This window comes from Synechococcus sp. O70.2, from assembly GCF_047462135.1.
Taxonomy (GTDB): Bacteria; Cyanobacteriota; Cyanobacteriia; order Thermostichales; family Thermostichaceae; genus Thermostichus.
This window is the reverse complement of the sequence record NZ_JANSIS010000001.1, coordinates 457,825-481,558: the sequence shown is the minus strand read 5'-3', so window position 1 is coordinate 481,558 and position 23,734 is coordinate 457,825. Positions and strand designations below refer to the sequence as shown.

At 59.9% G+C, this 23,734-nt stretch carries 22 protein-coding genes, 1 tRNA gene, 1 other RNA gene and 1 pseudogene; 11 read left to right on the top strand and 14 right to left on the bottom strand.

The features are described from left to right. Positions 1 to 14 precede the first annotated feature (14 nt). The 4 genes from NW812_RS02250 to NW812_RS02235 form a co-directional block, all read right to left on the bottom strand. On the bottom strand, positions 15 to 2,093 hold the full coding sequence (locus NW812_RS02250; RefSeq protein ID WP_414393649.1) for a cation:proton antiporter: 2,079 nt from the start codon (positions 2,091 to 2,093) through the stop codon (positions 15 to 17). A 200-nt stretch (positions 2,094 to 2,293) separates the two neighbouring features. Further along, entirely contained in the window at positions 2,294 to 2,893 is a 600-nt protein-coding gene (locus tag NW812_RS02245) for a superoxide dismutase (RefSeq protein WP_414393646.1), read from the bottom strand. A 223-nt stretch (positions 2,894 to 3,116) separates the two neighbouring features. Then, entirely contained in the window at positions 3,117 to 3,431 is a 315-nt protein-coding gene (locus NW812_RS02240; protein ID WP_414393643.1) for a hypothetical protein, read from the bottom strand. Continuing rightward, complete coding sequence (locus NW812_RS02235) at positions 3,428 to 5,398, bottom strand: transglycosylase domain-containing protein (protein WP_414393641.1); 1,971 nt, start codon at positions 5,396 to 5,398, stop codon at positions 3,428 to 3,430. The genes NW812_RS02240 and NW812_RS02235 overlap by 4 nt, the downstream gene beginning before the upstream one ends. Positions 5,399 to 5,538: 140 nt before the next feature. Here NW812_RS02235 and tyrS point away from each other — a divergent pair, with 140 nt between their 5' ends. Then, entirely contained in the window at positions 5,539 to 6,795 is a 1,257-nt protein-coding gene (gene tyrS, locus NW812_RS02230) for a tyrosine--tRNA ligase (RefSeq protein WP_414393805.1), read from the top strand. On the opposite strand, the gene NW812_RS02225 is transcribed toward tyrS, so the two are convergent. Next, a complete protein-coding gene (locus NW812_RS02225; RefSeq protein WP_414393639.1) occupies positions 6,773 to 7,483 on the bottom strand; it encodes a hypothetical protein in 711 nt (236 codons plus the stop codon). The two genes, tyrS and NW812_RS02225, sit on opposite strands and share 23 nt — an antisense overlap. A 330-nt stretch (positions 7,484 to 7,813) precedes the next feature. Here NW812_RS02225 and NW812_RS02220 point away from each other — a divergent pair, with 330 nt between their 5' ends. Both NW812_RS02220 and NW812_RS02215 read left to right on the top strand, forming a co-directional pair. Further along, entirely contained in the window at positions 7,814 to 8,944 is a 1,131-nt protein-coding gene (locus NW812_RS02220) for a peptidylprolyl isomerase (RefSeq protein WP_414393637.1), read from the top strand. A gap of 107 nt (positions 8,945 to 9,051) precedes the next feature. Then, entirely contained in the window at positions 9,052 to 9,615 is a 564-nt protein-coding gene (locus NW812_RS02215; protein ID WP_414393635.1) for a hypothetical protein, read from the top strand. A gap of 46 nt (positions 9,616 to 9,661) precedes the next feature. Here NW812_RS02215 and NW812_RS02210 read toward each other — a convergent pair. Beyond that, positions 9,662 to 11,155 (bottom strand): annotated as a pseudogene (locus tag NW812_RS02210) (DNA gyrase/topoisomerase IV subunit A); the annotation flags it as partial. A gap of 108 nt (positions 11,156 to 11,263) precedes the next feature. Between NW812_RS02210 and NW812_RS02205 the strand changes: the two are divergent. After that, complete coding sequence (locus NW812_RS02205) at positions 11,264 to 11,518, top strand: hypothetical protein (protein ID WP_414393633.1); 255 nt, start codon at positions 11,264 to 11,266, stop codon at positions 11,516 to 11,518. Positions 11,519 to 11,555: 37 nt separating this feature from the next. Here NW812_RS02205 and NW812_RS02200 read toward each other — a convergent pair whose 3' ends face one another. The 4 genes from NW812_RS02200 to tkt all read right to left on the bottom strand — a co-directional run bounded on the left by NW812_RS02200 (position 11,556) and on the right by tkt (position 15,291). Next, positions 11,556 to 12,161 carry a hypothetical protein gene (locus NW812_RS02200; protein WP_414393631.1) on the bottom strand — a complete coding sequence of 202 codons (606 nt, stop codon included), beginning with the start codon at positions 12,159 to 12,161 and terminating at the stop codon, positions 11,556 to 11,558. After that, complete coding sequence (locus NW812_RS02195; RefSeq protein ID WP_414393629.1) at positions 12,145 to 12,588, bottom strand: hypothetical protein; 444 nt, start codon at positions 12,586 to 12,588, stop codon at positions 12,145 to 12,147. The genes NW812_RS02200 and NW812_RS02195 overlap by 17 nt, the downstream gene beginning before the upstream one ends. A gap of 177 nt (positions 12,589 to 12,765) precedes the next feature. Continuing rightward, positions 12,766 to 13,251, bottom strand: a complete 486-nt coding sequence (locus NW812_RS02190; protein ID WP_414393628.1) for a hypothetical protein — start codon at positions 13,249 to 13,251, stop codon at positions 12,766 to 12,768. A 39-nt stretch (positions 13,252 to 13,290) separates the two neighbouring features. Next, positions 13,291 to 15,291, bottom strand: coding sequence for a transketolase (tkt, locus tag NW812_RS02185; RefSeq protein WP_414393626.1), 2,001 nt, complete (start codon positions 15,289 to 15,291; stop codon positions 13,291 to 13,293). 300 nt (positions 15,292 to 15,591) lie between these two features. On the opposite strand from tkt, the gene lipA reads away from it, so the two are divergent. Continuing rightward, positions 15,592 to 16,509, top strand: a complete 918-nt coding sequence (gene lipA, locus NW812_RS02180; protein ID WP_414393624.1) for a lipoyl synthase — start codon at positions 15,592 to 15,594, stop codon at positions 16,507 to 16,509. 27 nt (positions 16,510 to 16,536) lie between these two features. After that, positions 16,537 to 16,988: RNase P RNA component class A (gene rnpB, locus NW812_RS02175), an RNA gene on the top strand. Between the two features lie 8 nt (positions 16,989 to 16,996). Here rnpB and NW812_RS02170 read toward each other — a convergent pair. Further along, complete coding sequence (locus NW812_RS02170; protein WP_414393622.1) at positions 16,997 to 17,665, bottom strand: TetR/AcrR family transcriptional regulator; 669 nt, start codon at positions 17,663 to 17,665, stop codon at positions 16,997 to 16,999. 282 nt (positions 17,666 to 17,947) lie between these two features. Here NW812_RS02170 and NW812_RS02165 point away from each other — a divergent pair, with 282 nt between their 5' ends. Next, complete coding sequence (locus tag NW812_RS02165) at positions 17,948 to 18,814, top strand: acyl-CoA desaturase (RefSeq protein WP_414393620.1); 867 nt, start codon at positions 17,948 to 17,950, stop codon at positions 18,812 to 18,814. A gap of 91 nt (positions 18,815 to 18,905) precedes the next feature. On the opposite strand, the gene NW812_RS02160 is transcribed toward NW812_RS02165, so the two are convergent. Together NW812_RS02160 and panB are read right to left on the bottom strand one after the other, a co-directional pair. Then, entirely contained in the window at positions 18,906 to 19,166 is a 261-nt protein-coding gene (locus NW812_RS02160) for a hypothetical protein (protein WP_414393619.1), read from the bottom strand. Positions 19,167 to 19,204: 38 nt separating this feature from the next. After that, a complete protein-coding gene (gene panB, locus NW812_RS02155) occupies positions 19,205 to 20,023 on the bottom strand; it encodes a 3-methyl-2-oxobutanoate hydroxymethyltransferase (protein ID WP_414393617.1) in 819 nt (272 codons plus the stop codon). 102 nt (positions 20,024 to 20,125) lie between these two features. Between panB and NW812_RS02150 the strand changes: the two genes are divergently transcribed. After that, positions 20,126 to 20,212 (top strand) — tRNA-Ser (locus NW812_RS02150). Continuing rightward, entirely contained in the window at positions 20,212 to 20,961 is a 750-nt protein-coding gene (locus tag NW812_RS02145) for a phycocyanobilin:ferredoxin oxidoreductase (RefSeq protein ID WP_414393803.1), read from the top strand. The genes NW812_RS02150 and NW812_RS02145 overlap by 1 nt, the downstream gene beginning before the upstream one ends. Here NW812_RS02145 and NW812_RS02140 read toward each other — a convergent pair. Beyond that, a complete protein-coding gene (locus NW812_RS02140; protein WP_414393616.1) occupies positions 20,958 to 21,785 on the bottom strand; it encodes a hypothetical protein in 828 nt (275 codons plus the stop codon). The two genes, NW812_RS02145 and NW812_RS02140, sit on opposite strands and share 4 nt — an antisense overlap. A 291-nt stretch (positions 21,786 to 22,076) precedes the next feature. Here NW812_RS02140 and prmA point away from each other — a divergent pair, with 291 nt between their 5' ends. Continuing rightward, positions 22,077 to 22,964, top strand: a complete 888-nt coding sequence (prmA, locus tag NW812_RS02135; protein WP_414393801.1) for a 50S ribosomal protein L11 methyltransferase — start codon at positions 22,077 to 22,079, stop codon at positions 22,962 to 22,964. After that, a complete protein-coding gene (locus NW812_RS02130) occupies positions 22,937 to 23,686 on the top strand; it encodes a 16S rRNA (uracil(1498)-N(3))-methyltransferase (protein WP_414393614.1) in 750 nt (249 codons plus the stop codon). The genes prmA and NW812_RS02130 overlap by 28 nt, the downstream gene beginning before the upstream one ends. The last annotated feature ends 48 nt before the right edge of the window (positions 23,687 to 23,734 follow it).

Below are 23,734 nucleotides of genomic sequence, written 5' to 3'. Positions count from 1 at the left end.
CAGTCTCACTAGCCCTAGTACCAAGTGGAGTCTCCTGCCGCCAGAACACTCTCCTGCAAACGCGGCGGGTGGGCAGCAGGCAGATGCACCACGATCATGGGGAGGTCGGGACGATGGCGGGCGATGATCTCCGGCTCGCGGCTTAGGCGAAAGCGGCTGCGGGCTTCGCTGAGCACTCCCACCAACATATCCCCCGGCTGCAGGGCTTTGAGCACCTCGGCCACCAACCCCCCCTGCACCCGCTGTACCGGCAGATGGGCATAGCTTGCCGCCCTCGGGCCCGGAGAGCGCTCCCGCAGCGGTCGGGTTTGCACTAAGAGAAGCTGCAGCGCCGCTTTCAACTCCCCAGCCAGCGTCTGCGCCAGCCCAATCGTCTGCTGCAGGGATCCAGGAGACACTTCCAACTCTGGGGCTGCCAAAAGGATGCGCCGCGTCGTCTCGAGCGGAACAGGGAAGCGCGCGATTAGCACCGGGATCTCCACCTGCCGCACCACGGCGTCAATGGTGCTGCCGAAGAAGTTTTCCGCGTAGGTGGAGTAGCCCTTCCAGCCCAGGATCACCAAGGTCGCCTGCCGCTCCAGGGCCGAGCGGACGATTCCCTTTTCCACCGAGTCATCCACCCGGCGAATGGCTTCCACCCGCGCTGCAGCGCTGTGGGCTAGGGACTCGGCAAAGGACAACAACTGCTCTTGCCGGGCCAGGGCTGCTGGCGAGATCCCAGCACGGTCAGACAAAACATGCAGCGGCAGCAGTGTTCCCCCTTCTTTCTTGGCCAGAATCAGAGCCAACCGCAGCAGGTTGCTCTCAGTCTCGGGGTTGACTACCGGCACCAGGACGCGGGATCCCCAGGCTGGCCTAGGCAAGTCGCTGGCTTCTGATGCCACCTCCCTAGGCTGGAGCTGCTGCCCCCAGCGGGCCACAATCCAAGGCGAGGCAATGCAGGTAACCAGGATCATGGCGATGGTGCCGTTCACCGTCAGCTCATCCACCAATTTCACGTTGAAAGCCACCGTGATCGCCGCTAGGGTAGCCGCCGCCTGGGCCATCGACAGGCCAAACATGACCATAGCGCTGGCCAAGCGCCAGCCAAACAGTTGCGCCGGGATCCAAGCCGCCAAAAACTTGCTCACCACCTCCGCTGCGATCATCACCCCTCCCACCAGCAGCGAGCGCGGCTCTCCCAAGAGAATGCCGGGATTGATCAGCATCCCCACCGAGATCAAGAAAAAAGGCACAAACAGGGTGTTGCCGATAAACCGGATCCGGTTCATCAGGGGGCTGAGAGGCGGGATGATGGGGGTAATGGCCGTCCCGGCCAGAAAGGCTCCCACCACCGGCTCAATGCCGATCAACCCCGCTCCGTAGGCCACCACAAACAAAGTGGCGATCACGAAAGTAAACTCTGCTCCCTCGTCGTGACCAAAGCGTTGAAAGAACCAACTGCCCAGCTTAGGCACCCCCCACAGGGTGGCAAACGTGTAGAGGGCAATGGAAGGGATCAACGTCAGCCAAAATTGCGGCGTCAGCTCCCCTTGATGGGCGCGCACCACCACCGCCAGCACCAACAAGGCCAGGACATTCGTGATCAGGGTACCCCCCAGGGTTGCCGTTACCGTTTGCAGGCGCATCAACCCCAGCTTGGAGACAATGGGCAGCCCAATCAGGGTATGAGAGGCAAAGCAGGAGGCCACCAGCACCGCCGCCAGGAAGTCATACCCAATGGCCAGCATGGCTGCTGTGCCAATGAGCATGGGCAACAGGAAGGTAAACGCCCCGAAGATGCTAGCCTTGCCGGCGTTGAGCTTTAAATCCTCCAGGCTGGTCTCCAGCCCGGCCATGAACATGAGAAACAACAGCCCTACCGTGCCCAACAAGACGATGGTCTCGTCCCGCTGCAGGATCCCCAAGCCGTAGGGCCCCACCACCAACCCGGACAAGATCAGGCCGATGATCCCCGGCAGGCGCAGTCGCTCAAACAGCAGCGGGGCCACCAGCATGATCGTCAGGATGATGAGGAATACCAGCACCGGGTTTTTCACCGGGCCGACTACGGCTAGAGGGATCCCTGAAATTTGCAGCCAGCTAGCCAGCATAGATACCCAAAGGACAGCAACCAGATGCCCGCCTGAGTCTATCAGATTCTTCCAGGTTCGAGGTGCCTTGCAAAAAGAGCAAAGGGATCCCCAGTTGCTGAGGATCCCTCGAATCCCATCAAAAGAGGTCTGCCTAGCTGGCAGAGGCGGAGCTAGTCTTCAAGGGGATCCCCTGTCCAGGGATCCCAGAACAGATACACTCAGGCTGCCGCCAGCCGAGCGTTGGCAGCATCCCAGTTCACCAGGTGCTCCAGGTAGGCGGTGATGTAGTCAGGCCGCCGGTTCTGGTAGTCCAGGTAGTAGGCATGCTCCCACACATCCAGTGTTAGCAGGGGAACTTGGCCGTGGACCAGCGGGTTTTCCGCGTTGGGGGTTTTGGTCACTTTCAGGGTGCCGTTGTCCAGCACCAGCCAGGCCCAGCCACTGCCAAACTGGGTGGCCGCCGCCGTTTTGAAAGCCTCCACAAACTTGTCGTAGCCGCCTAGATCGGCGTTGATCTTGTCGGCAATGGGCCCTGTCGGCGCGCCGCCCCCGCCTGGCTTCATGGATTCCCAGAAAAAGGTGTGGTTCCAAACCTGGGCGGCATTGTTGAAGATGCCCACTTTATCAGGATCCCCGAACGTAGTCTTCATGATTTCTTCCAGGGACTTGTTGGCCAGCTCGGTGCCTTCGATCAGCTTGTTTAGGTTGGCTACATAGGCCGCATGGTGCTTGCCGTGGTGGTAGGAGAAGGTTTCTGCCGACATGTAGGGCTGAAGCGCGTCGGCAGGGTAGGGCAGAGGTGGGAGTTCAAAGGCCATAGTCGTCTGTCCTCTGGGTCTTGTGCGAAAGATGCAAGAAAGGACGCCGGGAAGGCAAGCCTAAACCAGACAAAGGCGTTACCTTTCTTTGCAGTCTTAGTGTAACTCAGAACCACTGCGCTCTGGATCCCCCAGTCATGGCGGTGGGGATCTGGTGCCCCAGCGCCCTGTTTGCCTTGGCCTGAAAGCCCAAACCAGCGGGATCCCTGCCCCAGCAGCTCGATCAGCAGGGGGACAACATCAAAGCCGCGGTGATGGCGGCCATGGTAACCCCATTGCGGGTGAAGTTGAGGGTGTCGCGGCTGAGCTGGAAAAAGCGCTCGTCCCAGCGTTTGACTTCCGCCTCCAGGCGTTCTTCGGCACTGGCAATGCGCTCCTCTGCTTTGGCAATCCGTTCCTCAGCCTTGGCAATGCGCTCCTCGGTGCCGGCAATGGTTTGTAGCAGCTCTTGGTTTTGCCGGGCCAGTTGGGCGATGGCCTGGGCGTTGGCCTCGACAGTGCGCTCAATGCGCGCCAACCGCTCCTCGCTATCGCTCATGGTTGGGGAGGGGGAAAGTAATCGGGGCTGGGGAAATCCTGGGGCGGGATCCCTTGCAGGGCCTCTGTCATAAAGCGCTTCCAGATGGGAGCGACAAAAGCGCCTCCTGCCGTACCCGGGAGCATGGGAGAGTTGTTGTCGTTGCCAATCCAGATGGCAGTGGACAGTTGCGGCACATAGCCGATGAACCAAGCGTCGCGGAAATCCGAGGTGGTGCCCGTTTTGCCAGCCACCGGTCGCCCATCGTCCAGACGGGCTGCCGTCCCGGTACCCTGGGTTACCACCCCTTTGAGGATCTGGTTGAGGGTGGCCACCGCCCAGGGATCCAAAACCTGCCGCGGCTGGGGTTTGGCCTCGAAGAGAACTTGGCCGTTGCGACCCACCACCTGGGCTAGGAGCGTCGGCTCCACCCAGTAGCCGCCGTTGGCAAACACGGCATAGCTGGCTGCCATCTCTAGGGGGCTGGCGCTGGCCGACCCCAGGGCAGTGGTTAAGTTGGGGGGCATCTCGGCGCTGAGGCCGGTGGCCTGGGCTGCAGCAATGACGTTGTGGATCCCGACTTCCTCTGCCAGCTTGACGGTGGGCACGTTGCGGGAGAGCTCCAAGGCGCGGGCAAAGGTGAGGGGGCCGTAAAAGGTGTTGTCATAGTTTTTCGGCCTGTAGGGAGGAGAGCCGGGATAGGTGACGGGGGTGTCGTAGAGGATGCTGTAGGGTGTGTAGCGGCCGCTAGCCAGGGCCGCATAGTACACGTAGGGCTTGAAGGTGGAGCCAGTCTGGCGAAAGGCTTGGGTGGCGCGGTTAAATTGGCCCCGCCGAGCGTTGATGCCGCCCACAAGGGCCTTGACGTAGCCTGTGCGGGGATCCACCGCCGCCAGAGCCATCTGATCAGCCCGGCGAGTGGCGGTAAGGCGAGGCCCGTCTTCGTTGACGATGCGCTGGGCAATGCGCTGCAGCCGCAGGTCGATAGTGGCCTGAACCCGCAGCCCCCCCTGGAGGATGGCCTGCTCGCCAAAGCGGCGCCGCAGCTCTGCCTCAATGGCGTCGGTAACCGCCGGCGCGTTGCTTTGGAAAGAGGTGATGCGGCCAAAAGTCAGCTTCTGCTCTCGCGCTGCCTGGGCCTCTTCTGGGGTAATCCACTTGAGCTGCACCAGGCGATCCAGCACCAGCCGTTGGCGCCGCTTGGCTGCCTCCAGGTTGCGAAAGGGGCTGAAGATTTCTGGCGCCGGCAGGATCCCGGCCAGCATTGCTGCTTCCGCCAAGTTGAGCTCCGCCGCATCTTTGTTGAAGTAGCTGCGGGCTGCCGCCTGAATGCCGTAGAGATTGTGCCCCCAGTACACCTGGTTGAGGTACATCTCTAGGATCTCGTCTTTGGTGAAGACCTGCTCCAGCCGCACCGCTAGCACAATCTCGGCCACCTTGCGGCTGAGGGTGCGCTCCGGCTTTAGAAAAAGGTTTTTCACCAACTGCATCGTCAGGGTGGATCCACCCCCCGCCGAGCCCCATCCCCCCTCGACGCTGCCCAAGAGTGCCCGGCCCAAGCTGACCGGGTTGATGCCGGGGTGGGTGTAGAAATGGCTGTCTTCAATAGCCAGCAGCGCTTTCTTCATCTCCGGGGAGACTTCTTCGAGGGAGATTACCTCCCGGTTGGCTTCCCCGTGGAGGCTAGCAATGGGCTCGCCGTGGATATCGACAATGTGGGTGGTGGCCACCGGCACGTAGTTCCGCAATTGACGCACATCGGGCAGGTTGCGGAAGCTAATGGCCAACCCCAACAAGCCAGCAGCCGTTGCCGTAGAGCCCAAAAGCAGGGATCCCAGCAACAGGTTGCCCACCGTGCCAGCAACCTGAGCAAGCCAGGAGAAGCGGGTGGGCGGGATGTCAGCGGTATACTCGTCGTAGTCCAGGTGGGGAAAGGGGCGGCTGGAAGAGTGCCGCGGAGCTCTCGAGGGTCTGGGACTGTAGGTCACGTCAAGAACTCCGTCACTTCAGCGTTGCGGAGAACCCCAAGTTTGCCCCATTATAGGGCGGCGCTTCCTGGGCCGGCAGGGGATCCTCGCCGCCTCTAGGCAAGGGAATAAAATGGCTCATGTTGCCTCTCAGTGCAGAGATGGAGCCAACTCCTATCTCTTCCGCTCTAGAGGATCCCCGCATTGCCGAGATCACCCAGCGGGGGGTAGCCGAGATCTTTCCAGGGGGAGCAGCAGCTCTGGCAGAGCGCCTAGCCAAAACCGATCGCCCCTTGCGGGTCAAGCTGGGCATCGATCCCACGCGGCCGGATCTGCACCTGGGCCATGCGGTGGTCTTGCGCAAGTTGCGCCAGTTCCAGGATGCCGGCCATGTGGCTATTTTGCTCATCGGTGACTTTACGGCGCTGGTCGGGGACCCCACCGGCCAATCGGAGGCCCGTCCCCGCCTGACCCCAGAAGAAGTGGAAGAAAACGCCCGCACCTATCTGGAGCAGGCTGCCAAGATCCTGGACTTTGAGACCCCTGGCCGGCTGGAGGTGCGCCGCAACAGCGAGTGGCTAGCCCGCCTCACCCTCAGCGAGCTCATTGAGCTCCAAGCCCAAATGACAGTGGGGCAGATGTTGGCCAAAGAAGACTTTGCCCAGCGCTACCGCTCAGGAACGCCCATCTACTTGCACGAATTTCTCTACCCTCTCCTGCAAGGCTACGACTCGGTGGCGCTGGAGGCGGACGTGGAGTTGGGGGGAACTGACCAGCGCTTTAACCTCCTAGTTGGCCGGGAGCTACAGCTTTGGAAAGGGCAAACCCCGCAGTTTTGCCTAACGGTGCCTCTTTTGGAGGGCTTGGATGGCTACCAGAAGATGTCCAAGTCCAAGAACAACTACGTGGGCTTGACCGAGGATCCCCTCACCATGTACTCCAAGCTGGAGAAGGTGCCGGATCACCTGGTGCAGCGCTACTTCGAGTTGCTCACCTCAGTGCCTCTTTCGGAGCTGCCGGCGGATCCCCGTCAGCGCCAGATTCTCCTAGCCAAAACCCTAGTGGCTCAGTTTCACTCCCCTGAGGTGGCAGAAGAGGCCCAGCGCACCGCCCAAGCCCTGGTGTTGCAAGGTGAACTTGTCGAGACCGCCTCCATCCCCACCTTTCCTGTCGAGGGCTTGTCCTATCCGGTTAAGCTCAGCTACATCCTGCGCGAGTCCGGCCTGTGCAAGAGCGCTGCCGAGGCCCGTCGGCAGATTCAAGGGGGCGCCGTGCGGCTGGACGGTCAAAAGGTGGAGGATCCCGACCTGGAGTTTGCCAACGCTTCGGAGTTGGCGGGGCGGGTTTTGCAGGTGGGCAAAAAGGCTTTCCGGCGGCTGGTGGTGGGTAATTCCCTCAGCGAGCACGGGCAGGCTTGAAGCCGAGGCCAGATTTTCTGGACTTGGCTTGTGGGCTGAAGGACGGTGAAGCTGAGGAGGTTGGCAAGAAGACCGACTCTGGCTTGGGCCAGCTTGATCTGGCCTCAGCTACTGCCTCAGTGAGCTTTTGTCTTACCAGCTCTTGGGCTTGCAAAATATTGGGATCTGCTGCCCATTCTGGAGCTTCCCTGACCGGGTCATCTTCGGAAGTAAACTCCAAATCGTAAACCTCGCTGCGGTAGGTGGGGCTGAAGCATTCCCAAGCTCGCAAACTGTAAAAATAGGGGAACAAACGCACAATGCGCTCAATATCCAGGTGCTCGGCAAAGCGACGAAAAGCCTCTTCTTCAGACACCGGAAAAGGGGCGTAATGTTCTGAAACAAACCACCGCAAGAACTTCCGCGCCTCTGGGATGATCTGCTGGGCAGGCAGGGATCCCAGCACCGCTGCGTTGAAGCAGTTGACCAACAGGTGCTCCAGCATTACCGCGTTGTACTCGGCAAAGCAGGTTTGCTCGCGGCTTTCCACTGGCTGCCAGGGCATGTTGCCGTTGGCGGCAATAAATAGGTGCACCAGGTCGTGGGAAGGGTTGGTTTGAATAAAGCCATGTCCCTCCAGTTTGGCGCCGTCGCAGCTAAAGAGCTGGAATTGAGGGCTCCAGTAGAACTTCAGTTGCTTTGCCGCCATGCTCTAGCCGTCCTCTTGTCCAATGACGGGATCCCTTCACCTGAATTGACAAGCTGTTATGCACTATAGGCCATGGAAGAAAGCGCTGGCCTCATTTGACAATCAGCCGGAGATCAAGCTCTCCATCATTGGCAAAGTCGGAGCCGCCTTCGCACAAGACAGACTTCAGCCCCCCTATCAGGATCCAAGCGGCTGGTCGAGCTAGAGTCAGCTGAGCCTACTTCCGCCGCTGCCGCTACGAGGCAAGGGCTCTGACCACGCAGCGCTTGCCGCCGGCGAGGGTAGAATGCCAGGCTGAGAGCAAAAGCAGCATTGGCAATGGGTGAAGACATGACACAGCGTGCTCAGCAGGGATCCCCAGTTGGCGGCAGGGCCGAGCGGTGGGAGGGGGGGAGGAAATCGCTCCGGCTGGTTTTGGCCGCTGTATTGCTTTGGGCGGTTTGGCTGGGTGGGATCCCGGCGCTGGCGCTGCCCCAAGGGGATGCCATTACCGATCCGCGTACTCTCTTGCGGCGGGCCCTGCCCATCCAGGACAGTCGGATTTGGGAAATCGATGAAGCCATCACCAAAATCGAGGCGGACCTGAAGTACAACCGCTGGTCAGCCGTGCGGGGGGATGTGCGCCAGGTGGAGCGGCTTCTGGACCGCTATACGGATCCCCTGCTGGCGGAGTTGCCCCCTGAGCAAGCTGCTGCCGCCTCTGAAGAAATTGCCGCTCTGCGGCAGGAGTTGCAAACCATCAGCCAGGCCACGGAGCGCAAACCCAAGGGCAAAGAAGAGGCTCGCGCCGCCTACGACCGCCTGGTGGACAAACTGGGATCCCTGGAGAGCAAGTGGGTGGGGGCTTTCCCCTACGAGATCCCGCAGGAGTATGCCGACAAGCCTCAGCTCCTGGGCCGAGCAGAAGTGGAGCTGAACACCACCGCTGGGCGTATGGTGATCACCCTCGATGGCTATAGTGCTCCAATCACTGCCGGCAACTTCGCTGACTTGGTGCAGCGGGGCTTCTACGATGGCCTGACCTTTGATCGAGTGGAGAAATTCTTCCTTGTGCAAGCCGGGGATCCTCCTGGCCCTGCCGACGGCTATGTGGATCCGGCCACGGGCAAAGTTCGCACCATTCCTCTGGAGATTCGCGCCAAAGGTGAATTAATGCCCCGCTACGGCCAGACTTTTGATCAGATGGGCCTCTGGGATGTGGAGCCGGCTTTGCCTTTTTCTGCCGAGGGAACAGTGGCTATGGCTCGCTATCTGGAGGATCCCAACAGCGCCTCTTCTCAGTTCTTCATCTTCATGGCCGAGCCGGATCTCACCCCCGCCGGCCTCAACCTCATGGATGGCCGCTACGCTGTGTTTGGGTATGTTACTGAAGGCACCGAGGTGCTGCGCAAAATTAAGCTGGGGGATCGCATTCTAAGCGCCCGCATCATCTCGGGCAAAGAAAACCTCAAAAATGCCTAAAGCCGTTTCCGCAAGCGAGGGGAATCCCCAAGAGGCAGTATGATCGGTAGGGCTGGCAAGCCCCAGCTTGCAGGATGCCCTTGCCTAGGAGACAGGGGGAAGCGACTGTGAGGTACTTCAGCAGGCAAGTCCGTCGGGGTCAATCCTCGCTAGGGCAGGAGCGCTGGGCTCTTGTCGAGGCCCGCCTTGAGCAACTGCTTAGAGCCGCTGAAGCCAACTTGCAGGCCAATGCCGAGTTGCGCCAACAGCAAGAGAAGCTGCAGCGCCAACTGGAGGCCGAGTGCCGCCAAAGCCAAGCTCTGCGCGACGCCATCGTTGACCTGCGCGCTAGCGTCATGGAGCTGCGGGAGGGACAGGCCTTCTGGCAAAGCCAGGTAGACGATCTGCGCACCTGCCTGCGGGATCTGCTCAAAGAACACAGTGAGCTGGTGCAGATCATTGCCCAGCAGCAGCACATTCTCAAGGATTGTAAGGAAGTCATCCGCGCCATTCTGGAACACATGCGGGACGACCATCGCGACTTTCGCTCTGCCCTCAACATCCTGCTGGAGGAACTGCACCAGACCGTGCGCTGCTTAGTTCTCCAGTCAGGTGGCTCCCTTCCCAAATCTGCCCGCCATCCTGAAGCGCCAGAGGTCGATCCCGCCGCCGACAAAACCTCTTTGGCCTAGCGCCCTTCTGCACTGGCTAGATCACCCTTTCCTCTGGCAACCACTAGAGAATCTGGGTTCGCCGGGGATCGCCGAAGGTTTTCTTCAGGTGGCGCAGCTCTTTCTTCAAATAGTTCAAAAGCTTGCGGCGGTCACTCAGGAGCCCCTGCAATTCTTCGATGCGGGCCTGTAGCTGGGACTGCTCTTGCTGCAACCGTTCCCGTTCCAAGGCCGTCAGGCGGCGCAGAGGCATGGCTAAGATGGTCTCCGCCTGCTGAGGGGTACAACCCAAGCGGGCCTGCAGTTGGGCTTTGGCGGTGGCGCCATCGGATGCTTGCTGCAGCAGGTCGATCACCCCCTGCAGATTGGCCAGGGCCAGCACCATCCCCGCCACTTCTTCTACCTTGCGCTGTAGCTGCTGCAGTTCGGCGCGGAACAGGCGGTTGAGGGTGGCTTCGCGAAACTGTAAAAAATGCTGCAAGATTTGCTTCAGGTTAAGCTGCTGCGGCTTGCCATCCACCAAGGCCAGCAGGATTACCCCAAAGTTGCTCTGCAAAGGGGTCAGCTCATAGAGCTGCTGCAAAACCTCCTGGGGATTGGCCTCCCGCTTAAGCTCCACCACCACGCGAATGCCTTTGCGATCCGACTCATCCCGCAAGTCGGCAATGCCGCTGAGACGACCCTGGGCAACCAGCTCTGCCACTTTCTCAATCCAGGCGGCTTTGTTCACCTGGTAGGGAAACTCGGTGATGACCAGGGCGGGCCGCCGGTGGCGTCCTTTGCCCGGCTGAGCCTCCTCAAAGTGGGCCACTCCCCGCAGGGTGATGGAGCCACGCCCGCTGAGATAGGCTTCGCGGATCCCTTGGCTGTCGACAATCTGGCCGCCGGTGGGAAAGTCCGGCCCCGGGATCCAGCGCAACAGCTCCTCGGGGCTGAGGTTGGGACGGTCAATCAGAGCCAGCAAGCCGTCCACCACTTCTCCCAAGTTGTGGGGCGGAATACTGGTGGCCATGCCTACGGCGATCCCGGAAGCGCCGTTGAGGAGCAAGATGGGCAGGCGGGCTGGCAAAACAGTCGGCTCGATGTGGGATCCGTCGAAATTGGGGGCAAAATCGACGACCTCTTCCGAGAGCTGCTCCAGAAGCACTCTGTGGCTCAGGGTCGACAGTCGGCACTCGGTGTAGCGCATGGCTGCCGGCGGGTCGTTGTCCACCGAACCGAAGTTGCCGTGTCCCGCCACCAGGGGATAGCGGCTGGAAAAGTCTTGAGCCATGCGCACCAGCGCGTCATAAACTGCCTGATCCCCGTGCGGGTGGTATTTCCCCAGCACCTCCCCCACCACCCGAGCGCATTTGCGGTAGGGGCGATCCGGCATCAGGCCCAGCTCGTGCATGGCGTAGAGGATGCGGCGATGGACTGGCTTGAGGCCATCCCGCACATCTGGCAAGGCCCGCCCCACGATCACGCTCATGGCGTATTCTAGGTAGGAGCGCTGCATCTCCTCCCGCAAATCGGTTGCAATCACCCGCCCTGGACGGGATCCCGGTAGTTGCCGAGTCATGACCCAGCGGAGCCTCTAGCGCTGTTTCGTCTCCAGAAAGTGCCCTGCAGGGAATGCTAGCCTAGCCTGTGAGAGCTGGCGTCCAGATGGCAAAGGAGTGGCAGAGCTATGCAGCCCAAGACCCTTGGGTCGACCCTAAAATTGATGGTAGCTGCTGCTGCTATTAGCGCCGCCATCAAATACGGTGGCCCCTACCTGGCCTTGCCGAAGACTCTGCCGGTAATGGTCACCATGATTGCTTCCCCTGCTGTGGTTATGGCCGCCCTTCTGTGGCGCTGGCAACAGCGCTCTTCCCTCTCCCCAACCCTTACCCAAGACCTTCAGGGCTCGCCACCAACGGCAGGGCTTAAAGACCTGGACTGACCTTCCCCCTAGCGGAGACAAACGATAGGCCGGATCGCTACTGCTGGGTAAGGCGCAGGGTTACTGTCGGGCTAGTTTGGCTACCAGAAGTAGCCGTGAGGTTGACCGGATACACCGTGCCGGCGGCCGGAATGGGGGGTCGGACGGTGATGGTAAAACGGCCCTGCCCATCGGCCTGGACAGTTTGGTTCATCACCGTCTGCTGAGCGCTGAGAATGCCCCCCACTGAAGTTGAGGCCGTTACTGTTACCCGCACCGAAGCATTGGGAGCCGTGGTGCCTTGCAGCGTAAAGGAAGGGCCGGCAACCCGATCCCCGTCCCGCAAGTTAGTAATCTGGGGCACCAGGCTGGGGACAGGGGCAGTTGCGGAAACTTCTTGGGCGGCAAGACGCTGGATACCGCCGCCAGCCCCCTCGATCAAGCGAGCTGGCTGTTCTGCAGTCATAAAGCGCACCTGGCCGTTGTTTTCCAAACGCGCAATGACGATCCCTTCGCGAGTAGCATCTTTCGGTTCGACGAGGACGTTGACCACGTAAGTGCCGCTGGAAACTTCCCGGGCCTGTAGAGTTTGCACCTGCCGTCCATCCTGAACGAGGTAAACGGTTACTCGGCTAGAGGGAGTGCCTTTAACGGTTACCAGCAAGATCTCGCCTGCTGACAGGGGGCGATGGCCGGCGTTCAATGGAGGCACGGACAGGGCTGCCCACCGTAAAGCTCCAGGTGACGCGGCGGGTCACTCCCTGGGTGTTGGTGAACTCCAGCAAGGCTTCGTGACGCCCTGACGGCAGGGGCTGAGGGGAACGGTAGGTAAAGAAATCGCGCGTGATCACCGCTTCCGAGGTAACCTCTCTGCCATTCAGGAAAACCCTCACCGTTTCCGGGCGTACGCTGACCCCATTTTGGCTGCGAAAAGAAGCCGAGATGGGAGAGGTAGGCTCAACATCGGTGGCTGCCTGAGCTGGGCTGGGATTCGTAACTTGCTGGGCCTTGGCTGGCAAGCTTGCCAACCCCACAATTGCCGCGCCAGCCACCAGAACCCTGCGGAACCAGGGACACCGCTGATTGCTCATGAGACCGTCCAAAGGAAAAGCTAAGTTGGGGCAGCTTTACCCCTGCCTAGCTAGAAGCTGGATCCCAGCCTTCTCTCTGCATCCTGTTCCAGCTGGCAACCTCTGTCAAGATGCGGTGTCTTTGCAACCCAGTGGCGGAGAGGAGGTGAAGGGATTCGCACTGACATCAATTGACCATCAATTGACAAAGATGGCGCCTGTCTCTTGCAGGTCTAGGCAGTGATCGCCCGAAACGTCGTTGACTAGGCGCACCTCCACGGTGATTACATTCGCGGGATCCACACTCACCTGGTAGCCCACCGGCCCCAACATGGGTGTGTTGATGGCCAGGCAGTTGGGGAGGGTCAGGTTGCTCAAGCGTAGCGTTTCTCCCGGCTGCAGTTCCGAGATACCCTGGCGCGGATCGGTAAAGCCGTACTCCAAAGGCAGGCCAGTGCGGTTGCGGACTACCACCTCAACAGGTGGGGTGGGGTTGAAGCGAGCCACTGGCCGGCCAAAGACCGCTTGATCCACACCCACTGGCAGGCGCGGCAGCGGCACCGTTTGGAAGGCAGGCTGAGCGGCAACCCAGGGGGATCCCTGGAGCAGCATTCCACTGATCCCGCCAGCCAGTAGAGCTGCTACCCTCCCACCCTTGCTTTTGCCTAGCTTTGAGGTGCTCATACGCTACAGGCTAGGGATCCCTGCTGGGCGTATCAAGGGTTAGCCTAGGAGACGACGGGCAGTATTGAGCACATTCTCCACCGTGAAGCCAAACTTCTCCATACACACGGGGCCGGGGGCAGAAGCGCCGAAGCGGTCAATGCCAATGGCTACCCCCTCAAAACCCAGGTACTTGTGCCAGCCAAAGGTGGAGCCCGCCTCGATGGAGATGCGCTTAGTAACGTTGGGAGGTAAGACAGAGTCCCGGTAACTCTGAGGCTGGGCCTCAAATAGCTCCATGCAGGGCATGGAGACCACCCGCACCGCCCGGCCTTCCTGCTTCAGTTGGGCAGCAGCCTTCACCGCCAGCTCCAGCTCTGAGCCGGTGGCAATCAAGATTAGCTCCGGGTTGGGGGCATCCACCACCACGTAGGCTCCCTTGGCCACTCCCTCCACAGAGGTACCTTCCACGGGATTGACCGCCTGCCGGGTAAACACCAGCACCGAGGGGGTGGACTTGGACTCGAGGGCTACTTGGTAGGCTCCTACCGTCTCGCGAGCATCAGCAGGGCGGATGACGTAGAGGTTGGGGATAGCCCGCAGGGAGGCCAGTGTCTCAATAGGCTGGTGGGTGGGGCCGTCCTCTCCCAGGGCAATGGAGTCGTGGGTCATCACATGGAGCACCCGCGCCCGCGAGAGGGCCGACAAGCGAATGGCCGGCCGCATGTAGTCGCTGAAAACCAAGAAGGTGGCGTCGTAGGGGATAAGGCCGCCGTGCAGGGCCATGCCGTTGGCGATAGCTCCCATAGCGTGTTCCCGGACTCCAAAGCGGAAGTTGCGCCCGTGGTAGGAGCCGGCCTGAAATTCTGGGATCCCCTTTAGGTAAGTCATGTTGGAGTGGGCCAGATCGGCAGATCCGCCCAGCAGCTCAGGTACCGCCTTGGCCAAGGCGTTAAGGCAAAGACCTGAGAGATTGCGGGTGGACTCCCTGCCGATTTCGGCAATTGGCGCTAGGGCTTCTTTCCAGCCCACAGGCAGCTCGCCCGCCATGATCCGTTTAAACTCAGCAGCCTCTTCTGGGTAGGCCTTCTCGTAGGCGGCAAAGCGCTCGTTCCACTCGGCCTCGGCCCTGGCCCCTCTTTCAATGGCTTGGCGGAAGTGAGCCAGCACTTCGTCGGGAATGTAAAACTCAGGCTCCAGCGGCCAGCCCAGGTTTTGCTTGGTGAGCTTCACCTCCTCTGGCCCCAGCGGTGCTCCGTGGACGCTCTCAGTGCCAGCTTTGTTGGGGGAGCCGTAGCCAATGGTGGTCTCGACAATGATCAGGGAAGGCTTGTCGGTAACTTCTTTGGCTTTCTGGATAGCGTCGGCAATCCCCTTCAGATCGTGGTTGCCGTCCTCCACTTTTTGCACATGCCAGCCGTAGGCCTCGTAGCGTTTGCCCACATCTTCGGTAAAGGTAATTTCCGTCCTGCCATCGATGGAGATGTGGTTGCTGTCGTAGAGCATGATCAGCTTGCCCAGTTTGAGGTGGCCAGCTAGGGAAGCCGCTTCCGAGGCCACCCCCTCCATGTTGCAGCCGTCGCCCAGGATCACGTAGGTGTAGTGGTCAACAATCGTGTGGCCAGGCTTGTTAAAGCGGGCCGCAAGGTGAGCTTCAGCAATGGCCAGCCCTACTGCATTGGCCACCCCCTGCCCCAGAGGGCCCGTAGTCACCTCCACGCCAGGGGTTTCAAAGTTTTCCGGGTGGCCGGGGGTTTTGGATCCCCACTGGCGAAACTGCTTGAGATCTTCAAGACTGACGTCAAAGCCAGTCAGATGTAGCAGAGCATACAGCAGCATGCAGCCGTGGCCTGCCGAGAGGACAAAGCGATCCCGATCCACCCACTTGGGGTTGCGGGGGTTGAACTTCAGAAACTGCTGCCAAAGCACATAGGCCATGGGTGCTGCCCCCATCGGCAGGCCAGGGTGGCCGGAGTTGGCCTTCTGAACAGCATCCACCGCCAAAAAACGAATAGTGTTGATGGCAAGTTGTTCCAGAGAGGGAGGAGCAGCAACAACCATGTGGGATCCCTATCGCTCGACACTCGCTTTCCAGTATGCCTTGGTACTCCCGCCAACCAAAGCAGGGAATACCTATGAAAAGGTTTGCAAAGGCGCTACCTGCCCCCGCTTTGGCCCCCTCAGCAAGCTGCATCGCCTTGGCAACCGCGTTAGCGGGACAAAGCCCTTGGCTTCGTATCAGCCAACCCTAGTCTAGTACAAGTTGGTAATCAAAGTGCTTGCGGGCTTTTGCCCTGCCCTCAAGGCGGATAAGCTAAGAGATACACGAGTTGCCGTTGGTGGCTAGTTGGAGGGTTTTCTTTGAGTGCCGTTGCTTCCCCTAGTGGCAAACCAGCCTGGCTGCGGGCCAAGGCACCTCAGCGGGTAGGCTCCGTCAAACAGCTGCTGCGGGACTTAGGTCTGAACACCGTCTGCGAAGAGGCCTCTTGTCCCAACCTAGGAGAGTGCTTTGCCAACGGCACCGCCACCTTCCTAATCATGGGCCCAGCCTGCACCCGCGCCTGCCCCTACTGCGATATCGACTTCACCAAGCGCCCTTTGCCTTTGGATCCCACCGAGCCGCTGCGAGTGGCAGAGGCTGTGCAACGGCTGGGGTTGCGTCATGCCGTGATTACCTCCGTCAACCGGGACGATCTCCCCGATGGGGGAGCCAGCCAGTTTGTTGCCTGCATTACCGAAATCCGCCGCCGCATGCCCCAGACAACCATCGAGGTCTTGATCCCGGACTTGTGCGGCAACTGGCAGGCCTTGGAGCAGATTCTCGCTGCCCGCCCCACGGTGCTTAACCACAACACCGAAACCGTGCCCCGCCTCTACCGGCGGGTTCGTCCCCAGGGGAACTACGAGCGCTCCCTTAAGCTGCTGGAATTGGCGCGGCAGTGGGATCCTGGCCTTTACACCAAGTCGGGAGTAATGCTGGGGCTAGGAGAAACTGCGGCAGAGATTTTGCAAGTGATGCAGGATCTACGGCGGGTAGGCTGCGACATCCTCACTCTTGGCCAATACCTGGCGCCCAGCCCCAAGCACCTGCCCGTGGAGCGCTACGTGCCCCCAGAGGAGTTTGACCACTGGCGACGGGTGGGGGAAGAGCTGGGCTTTTTGCAGGTGGTGTCCTCCCCGCTTACCCGCAGCTCCTACCATGCCGAGGCTGTCCAAGAGCTGATGCAGCGCTTTCCCCGACAAGGAACTGTAGGCCCAGGGAGGGATTTTCTACGCTAGGGGGATGCGGTAGGATTGAAATGAAGAGATAGGAGGGGCAGGCGGCCGCGTCCTCGCTGTCGCCACTAGACAGCAGGATGAGGAAAGTCCGGGCTTTCAGAAGAACACACCGCTGGGGAAAGCCCAGTGCGGGAAACCGCGAGGATAGTGCCACAGAAACATACCGCCGATGGCTGGGAGTCCAGCACAGGTAAGGGTGCAAAGGTGGGGTAAGAGCCCACCAGCAGCGTCGTGAGGCGCTGGCTCGGTAAACCCCGGTGGAAAGCAAGGCCGCAGCCGCAGGACTATGGCTGTTCTTCGCCCCTGTCGGCTGCACCGAGGTCACGGTACTCAGCCAAGTGGTTGGGGAAGGGTGGTCTCGGTGGTGGTGAGCCGCTAGAGGGTGATGGCAACATCACTCCCAGAGAGATGGCCGCCAGTGGGGGCTGCTCTTCGGAGTACCCCACTACAGAACCCGGCTTACAACCTCCTCATCTCTTCTCTTTTTTTAGGTTTCCTTCATCCCCCTCAAGGCCGCCATCCACAGCTTTACACAGATATCGAGAAGAGAGGCGGCGCTGATGTCATTTTCAGAAGTGCCTTTGTCCCCTGGATTAGAGGAGGGCTGGTTACCGTCGTCGGTAGGCAAGCCAGCGGTAACGGCCAACACAGCTGTCCCCAGAATCATCAGGTGGAGAACCCCAGCAGCTGCGTGAAGGCGCTCCGGGTCAATTGCCTGGAGTTCGGGGCTGGGGATCTGCTGCAGGTAGCCGGCTAGCTGCTCTTGGGCCTGCAGGAAGCCTGCTCTCAAGGCGCGGCGATGCTCCTCGGAGTAGAAGCCTGCTTCTCCCACCAATGAGCGCACCAGCTCAGGGTTATTGGCTAGAGCCTGGAAGCAGGTTTGGACATAGCGCAGGAGAATGGCTTGCAGCTCAGAGCTCTGGAAGGTGGCAGGAGCCGCCGGCAGGGGTAAGTCGGCAATCCCGGAGAAAACTCCCAGCTCACCGAATACGGCTAGGAGGAGTCCCTGCTTGCTGCCAAAGTGGCGAAACAGGGTTACTTCGTGAACCCCCGCCAAGTCTGCAATTTGGCGGGTGGTAGTCTGGGCAATGCCCTGTCGGACGAATAGCTCTCGAGCTGCCTTTAGCAGCCTTTGCCGGGAAGAAGGACGTGCCATGGTAGGGGATGGGGTAAGGAGCCAAGAGAAGATCCTGAAGACGAGAAGCAATCTGCAAGTATCGCTTGCACTTGGGGTGAAATATCGTTAAGCTTAACCTCGGGCCAGATGACATCGTCTGCTCTGTTGCCCTCTTGCTGCTGTCCGCCTACCTTGCTGAAACTTGCACTGGCAAGGGTAGGGGAAGCACACTGCGTTTCCTAGTGCTGGGGGCGACAACTGTGCAGGGAGCGATTGGACTCTGCGCCACTTTACTTCTCTACCTTGAGGTTTATCTAGTTCATGGCAATCTCTCTTTCCCCCAAGTCCTTGGGCAACTCCGACGGCTCCGCATCCCAAAAGTCTTTCCGCTTTGCTTGGGAATTCGCTCTTTTTTTCCTAGTTCTCCACGCCATTGCTTTGGTGGGCGGCATTCTTTTCTTCTCTTGGCCTGCCTTGGGAGTGGCCCTATTCTTCCACTGGTGTTTTGGCAGCTTGGGGATTTGTTTGGGTTATCACCGCCTTCTCAGCCATCGCAGCTTTCAAGTGCCTAAGTGGCTGGAATACGTCTTTGCTACGCTCGGTACTCTGGCTCTTCAAGGAGGGCCAATCTTTTGGGTAGGTGGCCATCGCCAGCATCACGCATTTACTGAGGATGAGGAAAAGGATCCCTACTCGGCCCGCAAAGGCTTTTGGTGGAGCCACATGCTTTGGCTAATCTACCAGCGAGAAGAATTTTTCAACCCTGAGAAGTATTTTGCCTTTGCGCCTGACTTGGCTCGGGATCCCTTTTACCGCTGGCTGGACAAATATGGGTTGCTGCTGCAACTGCCGCTAGCTGCCGTGCTCTATCTGTGGGGAGGTTGGTCGTTCGTTATCTACGGCATTTTTGTACGGACGGTGCTGCTGCTGCACTGCACCTGGCTGATCAATTCGGCCAGTCACTTTTGGGGCTATCGAACTTTCGAGAGCAACGACAATGCCCGCAACCTTTGGTGGGCTGCCCTTTTGACCTACGGCGAAGGCTGGCATAATAACCACCACGCTGATCCAAAGTGTGTAAAAGCAGGCTTGCGTTGGTGGGAAATTGACATGACCTACTGGGTCATTTGGGTGCTGGCGCAGCTAGGCTTAGCCCGTAAGTTGCACCTACCAGCTCAAAGCCAGTAACCCTCCGAGGCACTCCTGCCCCAAGAACTTTTCCAGCTAACAGTAGGCCAGGGATCCTTTTCTGGGATCCCTGTTCGGCAAGCAGAGGAAACTAGCCCTCTAGAGGGCTATACTGCCATGGCCCATAGTGGTCAAGGATACGCTGAATTTGCTCTATGTCAGCCTCTGGCGCTTGGTAAATGTGCAGCGCCTCAATTTGGCTAGCGGAGTAGTTAAAGCTGGGATCTTTTTTCCATTCCAGCTGTGTTTCTACCCCGGGAACACAAGCCAAGTGGGCAGCTAGCTCCCGATAAACCATCAGGGGCATAGAAGGGTAGCGAACGGCGTAGCGTTTCAGTCCAGCCGGAATCACAGGGTTACCTTACGGGGTCTTTGCTTAGCTCTGCTTCCTTATTTGTTGGATAACACAGTCTGGCCACAGGGATAAGAGGGGGGAAATACTTTCTGGCGAACATCCTCAGCAAAAGCTTCCACTGCTTCCCGGATTACCTGTCTTAAGTTGGCGTAGGCCTTAGCAAAAGGTGGGATCCGCTCGCTTAGGCCTAGGAGGTCATGGGTGACGAGGATCTGGCCATCACAGCCTGGGCCAGCCCCAATTCCCAAAGTTGGAATCCGGAGTTGCTGGGTAATTTGGGCAGCTAAGTCCGCCGGCATGTGCTCTAGAACTAGAGCAAAAGCCCCGGCTTGCTCTAGGTTTAAAGCTTCCTGGCGCAGCCGCTCCGCCTCTTCCGGCGTTTTCCCTTGCTGGCGGTAGCCCCCCAGCTGGTGTTTGGCCTGGGGCGTGAGGCCGATGTGGCCTAGAACGGGGATCCCTCGCTGCACCAGAAAGGCCACCGTCTCAACCATGGCCGGGTAGCCCCCTTCCAGCTTCACTCCATTTACCCCCGCCTCCTTCATCAGCCGTCCTGCCGAGAAGAGGGCCTGTTCTTTGCAGACTTGGTAGCTCAAGAAAGGCAAGTCGGCCACCAAAAAGGCCCGTTCTACGCCGCGGCGCACCGCCTGGGCATGGTGGATCATCTGCTCCAGGGTCAAGGGCAGGGTGCTGCTATGGCCCAGGCTGGTCATAGCCAGGCTATCGCCCACCAGGATTAGGTCAATCCCAGCCTGATCCAAAATCTGGGCTGTGACGTAGTCGGCAGCTGTGAGGGCCACCAGCGGTTGACCGGTCTGCTTAGCCTGGCGGAAGTGGTGAATGGAGAGGGCAGCCATACTTCCTATGATCTCATCGAGTCGCATCCTCCGCATTCTGGGGGCGAGGATCCGGTCAGGATAGCCCGTTTGCCGCTAAGATAGTAAAGCGCTATGCAAACTGGAAGGGTGACAGAGTGGTTGATTGTGGCGCTCTCGAAAAGCGTTGTGGCCGCAAGGTCACCGTGGGTTCGAATCCCACCCCTTCCGTGTTCACGGCTCCTGCGTTACAGGCTCAACTGCATCCCCTCATCCAGCGCCTCTCGGAGGCGATTTTAGAGCTATGGGGATCCCACTTTGCCCTGGCCCCTTACGACCTGCCAGAGGATCTGGGCTACGTGGAGGGCCGCCTAGAGGGCGAGAAACTGCAGATTGAAAACCGCTGCTACCAGGGGGGGCCCTTTCGCAAGCTGCACCTGGAGCTGGCCCAGGCTGGCCAAAGCCTGGATATCCTCCACTGTGTTATGTTTCCACAGCCGCAGTACCCGCTGCCCCTGTTTGGCTGTGACATTGTGGCTGGTCGCGGCCAGGTGAGCGCCGCCATCGTCGATCTCTCACCGGTCACTCCCACTTTGCCGGATCCCTACATCCGGGAGCTGGAAGCTGTAGGAGCTCATTTAGCCCCTTTCCAACACCGGCGCCAGTTGCCACCTTGGGGCACGATTTTTTCCCCCTACTGCCTATTCATACGTCCTAGCGATGCAGCAGAGGCCGAGCGCTTTTTGCACTTTGCTTGCCGTTACCTGGAGATTCACTGCCACCTGGCGCAACAGATCTCCCCGCAGACGGATCCCCAGCAGATCCTGCTCCACTACCAAGGGCAGCAGCGCTACTGCAGCCAACAACAGCAGAACGACCGCACCCGCCGTGTTTTGGAAAAAGCCTTTGGCGCCCCCTGGGCTGAGCGTTACCTGAGCACCGTCCTTTTCGATTCGCCTCCCAATCCTGTGCAGATCTAGACGGGATCCCCCTGCAGCCGCTGCTGGATGTTCAGGGCCAATTTTTGCCTCAGGAATTCCGGCATGGTTAGAGTTGAGTCGGGACCTAGCAAGTAGAAAATAAAGCGCGCTCGGTTGCGGCGAAACATCAAATTGAGGTTAACAACGGTTAAATCCTCCTGCGCCAGGGCCCTCATCACCCGGTAAAACACGCCCAGTTGGTTGTCTACATCCACCAACAGCGTGGGCAGGTGAAACACTGGGTCAAAGTAAAAAGAAACCTGTACGTCTTTCAGGCTGGCTTTGAGATCGAACTCCAGCGCCAGGGTTTCGTGAACAGGAAACACCCCGGCCAGACACTCGTGAATGGCTCGCTCTAGGTTGAGCTTGGCTTGAGAGGAAAGGCTGTGGCCATCACGGGAGACCGTGAGGCGGATAAATACCAAGTGGGGCGAGTAGATCTGCCCGTAGAGATGGATGCCGTGCAGCGAAAGCTTGAAGGCCGTCAGCACCCCAAATAGGTCGCTGAGCAGAGAAGGCCGGTTGCGATAGGCTAGACAAACCACCGTCTTGCCCCGCTCGTCCTGCATCTGCACCACTGCCCTACGGGTTTGATAAAGGGCATAGGCCAGACGCAAGTTTTGCACCTGGATCTCACTGCTAACAAACTGGCTGTAAAAAGGTGGAAAACTCTCGTTGAAGCGCCGCATCAGAGCGGTTCGGGTCAGCGGGATCGAGTTCTTGGCAGGGCCGACCCTGGGCAAAGGGGGAGCCTCAGCCCCACTTTCCCCAGCCATCTCGAGGGAGGGTGGAGTGTCTTGTTCTGCTGACTGCTCAGCTGCCATCCCTCTCACCCCTTCCGCTCGACAAAGCACAACCCGACTCCACTCACCCGCACAGAGCTTTCAGGGGAGGCGAAGCGCGCGTCCAATTAAACTCTATCTCACGGGATCAAGGAGGGCATCAAAAACCCCCCAGCAGGGGGAGCTGCAGGGCAGCGGGTGATCCTAAATTAGAACAAGAACTGGTTTGGCCAAGCCAACGGCACCCCTTTGGCAGCCTTTTTGTTTTCCCGTTCAAGAACTCCCGCCGTGAGCAGGACTGTTGCCGATCCCTCCTCGCGTTCCTCTGCCCAGGTGCCGGATCCGGGTGGAGCCTGGTGGGATCTCCACATCCTCGCCTCCCCTGTGCAGGAAGACCAGATCTTCTGGCGGCTGGAGAGCTTTGGCTGTCAGGGCATGGCCAGCCAGGCTTATGGCGAAGACCAAATTAGCATTCACGCCTATTTGCCCTGCTTCCGCGCCACTCTTTTGGACTTGGCGGCTCTGGCGCTGCGCCTGCGGCAAGATGCCCTCGTGGCTGGCCAGCCCCTTCCCAAGCTGCACTGGGAACGAATGGAAGCAGAGGATTGGAGCAACAGTTGGAAGCAACACTGGCGGCCTGAGCCAGTGGGAGAGAGGCTGCTCATCTGTCCAGCCTGGCTGGATCCACCCCCTCACCCTGGCCGTCTCCTGCTGCGGCTGGATCCGGGCATGGCCTTTGGCACAGGCACCCATCCGACCACCCAGCTTTGCCTGGAAGCCCTGGAGATGCGCCTAGGAGCGGGTACAGAGGGGGTGACGGTAGCCGATGTGGGCTGCGGTTCGGGCATTCTGTCGGTGGCGGCAGCCCTCTTAGGGGCCAAGCGGGTTTATGCTGTGGATGTTGACCCGCTGGCGGTGCAGGCGACACTCCACAATCGCGACCTCAATGGCCTTACAGAGCGGATCGAGGTGGCTCAGGGCAGTCTGGAACGCATTCCGGAGATGGTGGATGGACTGGTGTGCAACATTCTGACCGACGTGATCCTGGATATGATCCCGGGGTTTGGCCTAGTGGTGAAGAAAGGGGGCTGGCTTATCCTCAGCGGCATTCTCCTCGAGCAGGCCAGGTTGGTTACGGAGATGTTGGAGGCCAACGAGTGGTTGGTTGCAGCCCTTTGGCGACGGGGGGAGTGGTGCTGTCTGAACGCACGCGCTCTCTAAGTTCCCTGCCCCGCCTGGCTATCGACCCGGCCCAGCGGGATCCCACCGGTGGGATCTATTTAACCAGCCCGCAGCGGCACTACCTGCAGCGGGTGCACCGCCTTCGGGGGGGGGATCCCTTTTTGGTTTTGGACGGCTCCGGCAAGCTGTGGCTGGCCCATTGGCAGCCCCAGAAATGCCAAATTGTGGCTGAGGTAGAGGCCCCGCCGCGGGAATTGCCCGTTTACCTGCATCTGGGCTTAGCAGTGGTCAAGGGGCCGGGATTTGACGAGGTGTTTCGCCAGGTTACCGAGCTGGGGGTAGCGCGCATTACCCCTCTGCTGACGGAGCGCACCGTGGTGGAGCCGGGATCGGGGCGGCAGGAACGCTGGCAAAAAATTGTGCGGGAGGCAACAGAACAGTGTGAGCGGCTGCACTGGCCCCAAATTGACCTGCCTACTTCCTGGAGCCGCTGGCTGGCTGAGCTCAAGGCCAACTGGTGGGGCATAGCGGTTGCCCGCCAAAACGCCCCCCCGCTGCTGCAAGTCCTGCCGCCTCTAAGGGGTGCCGTCGTGGCGCTGGCTATTGGCCCAGAAGGTGGCTGGACAGAGACGGAGCGCCGCCAAGCGGAAGCCCACGGCGGAGTGCCTGTTTCTTTGGGCCCTACGATCCTGCGATCCACCACCGCGGCGGTGGCCGCTGCCAGCCAAGTTGCCGCTTTCTACGCTAGCTTGAGCCCTTGAGCCGAGGCTAGCTCTGCCCCCCGCCAGCAGGGCGATATTATGGCATTG